Source organism: Polaromonas sp. P1_G4 (assembly GCF_056405475.1).
This window is the reverse complement of sequence record NZ_JBFUCA010000175.1, coordinates 1-7,837: the sequence shown is the minus strand read 5'-3', so window position 1 is coordinate 7,837 and position 7,837 is coordinate 1. Positions and strand designations below refer to the sequence as shown.

Genomic DNA, 7,837 nt, shown 5'->3' with positions numbered 1-7,837 from the left:
TCCTTACAGCGAGCGGGAACCCGAAGCGATAAACTCCATCAGTTGGCGCCGCGCCCCTTCCGGCCCTGTGCCGCCCCGGATTCCCGCCCCATTTCGTCTTCCGCACCTTCGTACCGGCACGCCGACCTTCACGCCTCATGAAACGCACCTGGCTTCTTTTTTCCCAAACCGTCACCGTCCTGCTGGCGGCTTACTTCGTGGTGGCCACGCTCAAGCCGCAGTGGCTGGACCGCGGCAATATGCCGGGCGTGTCCGTCATCGAGGCCCCGGCCGGCAGCGCGCCGCGCAGCGGCGGCGCCGGAAGCGGCTTCGCGTCGGCGGCCAAAATTGCCTCGGCGGCTGTGGTCAGCATCAACACCAGCAAGGCCGCTGCCAAAAACCCGCATGCCGAAGACCCGTGGTTCAAGTTTTTCTTCGGCGACCAGAGCCCCAATGAACCGCAGGGCGGACTGGGCAGCGGCGTCATCATCAGCGCCAGCGGCTACATCCTGACCAACAACCACGTGGTGGAAGGCGCCGACGAGATCGAAGTCATCCTCAACGACACGCGCAAGGCAAAAGCACAGGTCATAGGCACCGACCCGGACACCGACCTGGCCATCCTCAAGATCGACCTGGACAAGCTGCCCGTCATCGTGCTGGGCAACTCCGACGCCTTGCAGGTGGGCGACGCCGTGCTGGCCATCGGCAACCCGTTTGGCGTGGGCCAGACGGTCACCGGCGGTATCGTGAGCGCACTGGGGCGCAACCAGCTGGGCATCAACACCTTTGAAAATTTCATCCAGACCGACGCCGCCATCAACCCCGGCAACTCGGGCGGCGCGCTGGTCGACGTGAACGGCAACCTGATGGGCATCAACACCGCGATTTATTCGCGCTCGGGCGGCTCCATGGGCATTGGTTTTGCCATCCCGGTGTCGACCGCCAAGCTGGTGCTCGACGGCATCGTGAAGGACGGCCAGGTCACACGGGGCTGGATCGGCGTGGAGCCGCAGGACCTCAACCCCGAACTCGCTGAAACATTCGGCCTTCCGGCAGCTGCGGCCAAAGAGGGTGGTGTCATCATCACCGGCGTTCTGCAGAACGGCCCGGCCGCGCAGGCCGGCCTTCTGCCCGGCGACGTGATCACTGCCGTGAACGGCAAGGGCGTGCGCAACGTGAGCCAGTTGTTGACCGCTGTGGCAGCCCTCAAGCCCGGTACGCCGGCGCCGTTGACGGTGCTGCGCAAGGACAAGCAGACCGAGATCCCGGTGACGCCCGGCAAGCGCCAGCGGCCCAAGGTTCAGCAGCGCTGACCGGCCGGGGCGGCGGGGAGCCCGCAGCCATCAATGCGAAGGTGCTATTGAGTTAATAGCTGCTTGCGCCCGGCCATATTGGGCTGCAGCCATTTTTATCCAAGGTTTTTTGAACAGCCCCGGCGGAAAATCAGGGCTTGGCCGCTTCGGTGTCACTGTCGGTCTCTGGCGCCTTGGTGTGCTTGACGAACAACAGGGCCGCCAGGATGCCGACCTCATACAGCCCGCCCACCACCATCAGCAGCATGATCATGGAACCGGCGTCGGGCGGCGTGACCAGGGCGGTGCCGATGGCGGCAATCACCCAGAAATAGCCGCGGTATTGGCGCAGCTGGGCCACGGTGAGTATGCCCATGCGCACCAGCAAAATGACCGCAATCGGCACTTCAAAGGCCAGCCCGAACGCCAGGAACATGCCCAGCACGAAGCTCAGGTATTCCTCGATGTCCGGCGTAGCCGTGATGGACTTGGGCGCAAAGCTCTGGATGAAGGCAAACACCTGGCCAAACACGAAGTAATAACAAAACGCCACGCCGATGAAAAACAGCAGGGTGCTGGAAACCACCAGCGGCATGACCAGTTTTTTCTCATGCGAATACAGGCCCGGCGCGACGAAGGCCCACACCTGGTACAGCACCACCGGCAGTGCGATCATGAAGGCGGCCATGAAGAGTATCTTGATGGGTACCACGAACGGCGTGATCACGCTGATGGCGATCAGCGTGGCGCCCTTGGGAAGCGTAGCCACCAGCGGTGCGGCCATCAGGTCATAGAGGGCGCTGGCGCCGGGGTACACCGCCAGCACGGCGGCCGCAATGCCGATGGCAATCACCGCCTTGATCATCCGGTCGCGCAGCTCCACGAGGTGCTGCACAAAAGGCTGTTCGGTGCCCGCGAGTTCGTCGGGCTTGTCGGTGTGGGGATCGCTCATGAGGGGAATTTGCGCTGGTGGGGCTGCGCGGGGAGGCACGCAAACAGGAAGGAATCAGCAGAAAAGCAGCTCAAGGCATGCGGCCCGGCTGCGGACGGAAGCGCGCCACGCGGGCCGCGCCGGACTGGGCCTTGGTACGCACGCCCGAACGGGCCTTGTACCACTGCGGTGTCGCGCCCTGCTTGAGCCGCCACTTCTTTTTCGGGTGCCTGTACTCGGGGAAGATTTCCATGCCCGGCAAAGCGCCGGAGGACGACTCTCCCGTGGCCTCGGCCCAGGATTTTTCGAAATCGCTGGCGTTGGTCTGGATGGAGTTCTCTACGTCACGGGCGGCGCCCTCAACGGTTTCCTTCATCTTCTTGAGCTCGTCCAGCTCCATGGAGCGGTTGACCTCGTTTTTGACGTCGGCCACATAACGCTGCGCCTTACCAAGCAACGTACCCACGGTGCGCGCCACGCGCGGCAGTTTCTCCGGGCCGATAACGATCAGCGCCACGGCGCCGATGAGCGCCATTTTGGAGATGCCTAGATCAATCACTGCAGAAGGTGTCGCTGGAAGGTTGCGTCAGATGATTGCGCTCAAGACTTCTGCTTGGCTTCGACGTCGATTGTCGTTTTGTCAGTGGCCTGAGCGTTGGTCACGCTGGCGGGCGGCACGGGCACGTCGGCGGGCGTCTGGCTGCCGTCCTTCATGCCGTCTTTAAAACCCTTGACGGCGCCGCCGAGATCGCTGCCCATGTTTTTCAGCTTTTTGGTGCCGAAAACCATCACCACGATCAACAGCACGATCAGCCAGTGCCAGATGGAAAATGAACCCATGATTTGCTCCTAATCTGTAAATACAGGTGTAAATGCAACATTGCCGGTTTGGGGCGGTTTGCACGTAATTGCGTTGATTCTAAAGGCCCTGTCTGCCGGAAAACCGATTACACACATTGGCCTACCGGTTTAGTGTGGTTGTGGGCACCGGGGTTCCCTTTGGCTTGTAACCCTTCTAGCCCTTCAGCCATGGACGAGGGCCGCCGATCACGTGAAAGTGCAGGTGATGCACTTCTTGTCCGCCTTCGGCGCCGGTATTGGTCACGATCCGGTAGCCGCCCTCCGGATAAGGGTTACAGCCCTGCTCTATCGCCAGCTTGGGGGCCAGCACCATCATGCGCCCCAGCAGGGCGGCGTGTTCGGGGCCAACCTGGGCCATGGACGGAATGTGGTCCTTGGGAATGATCAGGAAATGCACGGGCGCCCACGGGTTGATGTCGTGAAAAGCGTACAGCTCGTCATCTTCGTACACCTTCCGGCTTGGAATGGTGCCCGCAGCGATCTTGCAGAAAATGCAGGTGTCGGAATGGTTCATGGCTGGGTCGTGACTCAAGGAAATTACGCAGGACGGTGGCTGCTAAAACGCATCCAGCCACGCACGCAGCGGTACAGGTACCAGAGGCAGACAATGCCATAGGCCACCCACCCCGGCACAATCAACAGCCACAGCGGCGACAGCAGCACCAGCCACGCAAGCGTCCACCAGAAGGTGCGAATCATGTAGTTGTGGTGGTCGATGTAGAGCGCATCGGTTTCATCCGCGCGGCGAATGTAGTTGATGATGACGGCGATCACCGCAAACACACCGCCGCTGAACCAGGCCAGCGTGTGCAGGCCGTACAGCACATGCATGATGGTGCGGTCGGCGGGATTCTTGCCTTCGAATTCGGCCAGGTCGGTTTCCATGCGTTCAGGTTCCAGTCAAAGCGATATCAGGGAGAAGAAAAATCAGCCACKGTGATGGGGGCCATGAAACGCCCGTCTCAGGGCTTTTCGGCCGCATCACGGTGCTGGGCCTTGCGCAAGGCTTTTTCCTCGATGCCGCTGGTGCCTTCGCGGCGCTCCAGCTCGGCGATCACGTCCAGTGGGCTGAGGCCATAGTGCGCCAGCGCGATGAGGCTGTGAAACCACAGGTCGGCCACTTCGCCGACCAGCTTGCCCTTCAGCTCCGCCGTGGGGCCCCCGCGGTCGATGTCCTTGGCGGCCATCACGGTTTCGGTGGCTTCTTCACCGATTTTTTTCAGGAAGGCGTCGGGGCCTTTGTGCAGCAGGCGAGCCACATAGCTGGTGTCCGGGTCACCGCCGTTGGCCGCCTTGCGGCTTTCAATGATCTGCGCCAGGCGCTGGAGGGAGTCATTCGTGGTCATGTTTGCCGGAGTCTGTTGATGCTTTTTTATACATGGTTGTCGGGTCTTTCAGGACCGGCTCGGTCACCACCCACTGGCCGTCTTTATACACACTGAAAAAGCAGCTGTGGCGGCCCGTGTGGCAGGCGATGCCCGGCGTGTGGCCCAGCTGCGTCACCTTGAGCAGGATCACGTCGTTGTCGCAATCCAGGCGAATTTCATGCACTGTTTGCTGGTTGCCGGATTCTTCACCCTTGTGCCAGAGGCGCCCGCGTGAGCGGCTGTAGTACACCGCCTGGCCCAGCTCGGCGGTTTTTTGCAGCGCCTCGCGGTTCATCCAGGCGAACATGAGCACATCGCCGCTGGAAGCTTCCTGCGCAATGACAGGGATCAGGCCTTTGTCATCCCAGCTGACTTCATCTAACCAGTTCATAAAAGTATTATCGCCCCCACGGTCGCTCACTGCGTTTAGCTCCCTGCCCCCCGAGGGGGCCGCCCGCCTGCGGTCTGGCAAAGCCAGTCCCGCGGCTCATGCTGGTTTGGGGGAGCAGGGGCGGCTTGCAAGTAGTCACTATCAAATCGATAGCTGCTTGCGCATGCGGGGTAAGGGCTGGATGCCGAAACTCTAAAAACTACAACCTCACAGGAATACCGCGCGCTGCCATGTGCTGCTTGGCCTGCTGAACGGTGTATTCGCCGTAATGAAAGATGCTGGCAGCCAGCACCGCGTCGGCGCCGCCGTTTTGTATGCCGTCGGCCAGGTGCTCCAGGTTGCCGACGCCGCCCGAGGCGATCACCGGCACGCTGATGGCGTCGCTCACCGCGCGGGTCAGCGCCAGGTCAAAGCCCGACTTGGTGCCGTCGCGGTCCATGCTGGTCAGCAAAATCTCGCCGGCGCCGCGGCGCGCCATCTCGGTGGCCCAAGCCACGGCGTCCAGGCCGGTGTTCTTGCGCCCGCCGTGGCTGTAGACATCCCAGCCCGGGCCGACCGGTTCGCCGGTGGGTGTGAGGCGCTTTTCGTCTTCCGCGCCGCGGCGCTTGGCGTCGATCGCCACCACGATGCACTGCGAGCCGTATTTGGCGGAAGCGTCGGCGATCACCTGCGGGTTGGCGATGGCGGCCGAGTTGAAGCTGGTCTTGTCGGCGCCGGAGTTGAGCAGGCGGCGCACGTCCTCAACGGTGCGAACACCGCCGCCCACGGTAAGAGGGATAAAGACCTGGGATGCAACCGCCTCGATGATCGGCAGGATCAGGTCACGCCCATCGCTGGTGGCCGTGATGTCGAGGAAGGTGAGCTCATCCGCGCCCTGCTCGTTGTAGCGCGCGGCGATTTCCACCGGGTCGCCTGCGTCACGCAGCTGGGTGAAGTTGACGCCCTTCACGACGCGGCCGCCGGTGACGTCGAGGCAGGGAATGATTCGTTTAGCGAGCATGGAAATCTATGAAGAAGGCGTTGGAACGCCACAGAAGGCGAATGAGAAGTGTGGCCGGCTACAAGGCGGAATCCAGAACAAGGTAAATCACGGCAGGAAGAGTCAGTACGGTGAAAACAGCATATCTGTAAGCCTCGTTCTTTTGCCAGTAGTCGTCAATGTGCTGATGAATATGCCAGTAAACAAAAATCGAGACTGCCAACGCGGCTAATGCGCACAATCCCACAAGATAAGACGCGGTATCAAGCCCGAACCAGATGACGAAACCGGCCACAAACATGAGAGGAGCGGCAGCCAATAGTGAGACTCCCCAAATAGCCCAAAACCAGTTGGGAGTAACAGGCTTCTCCAATGAAGAAAGTCCTGTCTCAGCCGTTCAGTTCATCGGCCCTGGCCTGGGCTTTCTCAAAATCGAGATCACCGCTGTAAATCGAGCGCCCGCAGATCACACCTTCCACGCCCTCTTCCTCGACCTCGCAGAGTTTTTCGATGTCAGCCATGTTCGAAAGGCCGCCCGAAGCGATCACGGGAATCGTCAGCGCCTGGGCGAGCTTGACGGTGGCGTCGATGTTGATGCCGGTCAGCATGCCGTCGCGGCCGATATCGGTGTAGATGATGGATTCGACGCCGTAGTCCTGGAATTTCTTGCCGAGATCGATGACCTCGTGGCCGGTCATCTTGCTCCAGCCGTCGGTGGCTACTTTGCCGTCCTTGGCGTCGAGGCCAACGATGATGTGGCCGCCGAACGCGGTGCAGGCGTCCTGCAGGAAGCCGGGGTTCTTTACAGCGGCCGTGCCGATGATGACGTAGCGCAGGCCAGCATCGAGGTAGCGCTCGATGGTGTCCAGGTCACGGATGCCGCCACCCAGCTGCACATCGATCTCGCTGCCGACTTCCGCCAGGATCTGCTTGATGGCTGCCTCGTTGCGGGGCTTGCCTGCGAACGCACCATTCAGGTCCACCAGGTGCAGGCGCCGCGCGCCCTTGTCGACCCAGCTGCGCGCCATGGCGGCCGGGTCTTCGCTGAAGATGGTGGATTGATCCATGTCGCCCTGTTTGAGGCGGACGCAGTGACCGTCTTTCAGGTCAATCGCGGGGATAAGTAGCATGTGCGGTTAAAGACGGTAAAACGGTAAAGTACAAAACGGACGCTCAGGGTAACAAAAAGCCGGACGCCCCGGTACCGGGTCTGACCCAAGGTATTCAGGGATTCCAGTGCAGGAAATTGCGGTACAGGGCCAGCCCATGGTCGGCACTCTTTTCGGGGTGGAACTGGGTGGCAAAAATATTATCGCGTGCAATCGCCGCCGTAAAGCGCGCGCCGTAGTCGGCCTCCCCCGCGATGTGGTGTGCATCCGACGGCCGGGCATAAAAGCTGTGTACAAAATAAAAGTACGCGCCGTCGGGCACGCCAGCCCAGACCGGGTGGGCCCTGGCCGTGCCCGCACCATTTTGGTAAACCTGGTTCCAGCCCATCTGCGGCACCTTGTAACGGCTGCCGTCGGGCTGGATTTTGCCGGCCAGCTCGAATTTGGTGACCTCCCCAGGGATTAATCCGAGGCCGGTGGTACCCACGCCGCCGTCGCCGGGCTGGCCTTCGTCGCTGTGGCTCAGCAGCATCTGCATGCCAACACAAACACCGAACAGCGGCTTGTTGGCCGCAGCGTGCAGCACCGACTCCAGCATGCCGGAATCTGCGAGCTCGCGCATGCAGTCGGCAATGGCGCCCTGGCCAGGCAGCACGATGCGTTCGGCCGACATCACATCTTCGGCCCGGGAGGTGACCAGCACGTCAAAGCCGCTGCCGCCCGCCACATGGCGAACAGCCTGTGACACGGAGTGCAGGTTGCCCATGCCGTAGTCGACCACGGCGACTGTTTTGGGTTTTGCCATTGAAAGTCGAAAGGTAGTTTGCTACGAATTTAATAGCTGCTTGCGCCCGTCACCATTGGTCTGGAGGCAAAAACAGGCATTAAAACAAGGATTGGACGTGTTCCCGGCGTTGAGTGCGAA

At 61.3% G+C, this 7,837-nt stretch carries 12 protein-coding genes; 1 reads left to right on the top strand and 11 read right to left on the bottom strand.

The window, feature by feature from the left end; genetic code table 11:
- The first annotated feature begins 137 nt into the window (after window positions 1-137).
- Window positions 138-1,295: a S1C family serine protease gene (locus AC1D1X_RS10740; protein WP_477669856.1), complete on the top strand. Its 1,158-nt coding sequence runs from the start codon at window positions 138-140 to the stop codon at window positions 1,293-1,295.
- Window positions 1,296-1,425: 130 nt separating this feature from the next.
- On the opposite strand, the gene tatC is transcribed toward AC1D1X_RS10740, so the two are convergent.
- The 11 genes from tatC to hisH form a co-directional block, all read right to left on the bottom strand.
- Entirely contained in the window at window positions 1,426-2,226 is an 801-nt protein-coding gene (tatC, locus tag AC1D1X_RS10735; protein WP_477669857.1) for a twin-arginine translocase subunit TatC, read from the bottom strand.
- A 70-nt stretch (window positions 2,227-2,296) separates the two neighbouring features.
- Window positions 2,297-2,764, bottom strand: coding sequence for a Sec-independent protein translocase protein TatB (gene tatB, locus AC1D1X_RS10730; RefSeq protein WP_457279703.1), 468 nt, complete (start codon window positions 2,762-2,764; stop codon window positions 2,297-2,299).
- A 41-nt stretch (window positions 2,765-2,805) separates the two neighbouring features.
- Entirely contained in the window at window positions 2,806-3,045 is a 240-nt protein-coding gene (tatA, locus tag AC1D1X_RS10725; protein WP_477669858.1) for a Sec-independent protein translocase subunit TatA, read from the bottom strand.
- A gap of 175 nt (window positions 3,046-3,220) precedes the next feature.
- Window positions 3,221-3,580, bottom strand: coding sequence for a histidine triad nucleotide-binding protein (locus tag AC1D1X_RS10720; protein ID WP_477669859.1), 360 nt, complete (start codon window positions 3,578-3,580; stop codon window positions 3,221-3,223).
- 23 nt (window positions 3,581-3,603) lie between these two features.
- Complete coding sequence (locus tag AC1D1X_RS10715; RefSeq protein WP_477669860.1) at window positions 3,604-3,951, bottom strand: DUF4870 family protein; 348 nt, start codon at window positions 3,949-3,951, stop codon at window positions 3,604-3,606.
- A gap of 77 nt (window positions 3,952-4,028) precedes the next feature.
- Window positions 4,029-4,412 (bottom strand): phosphoribosyl-ATP diphosphatase, encoded by a 384-nt coding sequence (locus AC1D1X_RS10710; RefSeq protein ID WP_457279706.1) that lies wholly within the window; start codon window positions 4,410-4,412, stop codon window positions 4,029-4,031.
- Window positions 4,399-4,824 carry a phosphoribosyl-AMP cyclohydrolase gene (gene hisI, locus AC1D1X_RS10705; RefSeq protein WP_477669861.1) on the bottom strand — a complete coding sequence of 142 codons (426 nt, stop codon included), beginning with the start codon at window positions 4,822-4,824 and terminating at the stop codon, window positions 4,399-4,401. The genes AC1D1X_RS10710 and hisI overlap by 14 nt, the downstream gene beginning before the upstream one ends.
- Window positions 4,825-5,023: 199 nt before the next feature.
- The gene (gene hisF / locus AC1D1X_RS10700; protein ID WP_477669862.1) at window positions 5,024-5,824 is read right to left on the bottom strand and encodes an imidazole glycerol phosphate synthase subunit HisF; all 801 of its coding nucleotides are present in this window, start codon (window positions 5,822-5,824) and stop codon (window positions 5,024-5,026) included.
- 58 nt (window positions 5,825-5,882) lie between these two features.
- A complete protein-coding gene (locus AC1D1X_RS10695; protein ID WP_477669863.1) occupies window positions 5,883-6,176 on the bottom strand; it encodes a hypothetical protein in 294 nt (97 codons plus the stop codon).
- 16 nt (window positions 6,177-6,192) lie between these two features.
- Window positions 6,193-6,933 (bottom strand): 1-(5-phosphoribosyl)-5-[(5-phosphoribosylamino)methylideneamino]imidazole-4-carboxamide isomerase, encoded by a 741-nt coding sequence (gene hisA / locus AC1D1X_RS10690; protein ID WP_477658834.1) that lies wholly within the window; start codon window positions 6,931-6,933, stop codon window positions 6,193-6,195.
- Window positions 6,934-7,027: 94 nt separating this feature from the next.
- Window positions 7,028-7,717, bottom strand: a complete 690-nt coding sequence (gene hisH / locus AC1D1X_RS10685; protein ID WP_477669864.1) for an imidazole glycerol phosphate synthase subunit HisH — start codon at window positions 7,715-7,717, stop codon at window positions 7,028-7,030.
- Window positions 7,718-7,837: the final 120 nt, after the last annotated feature.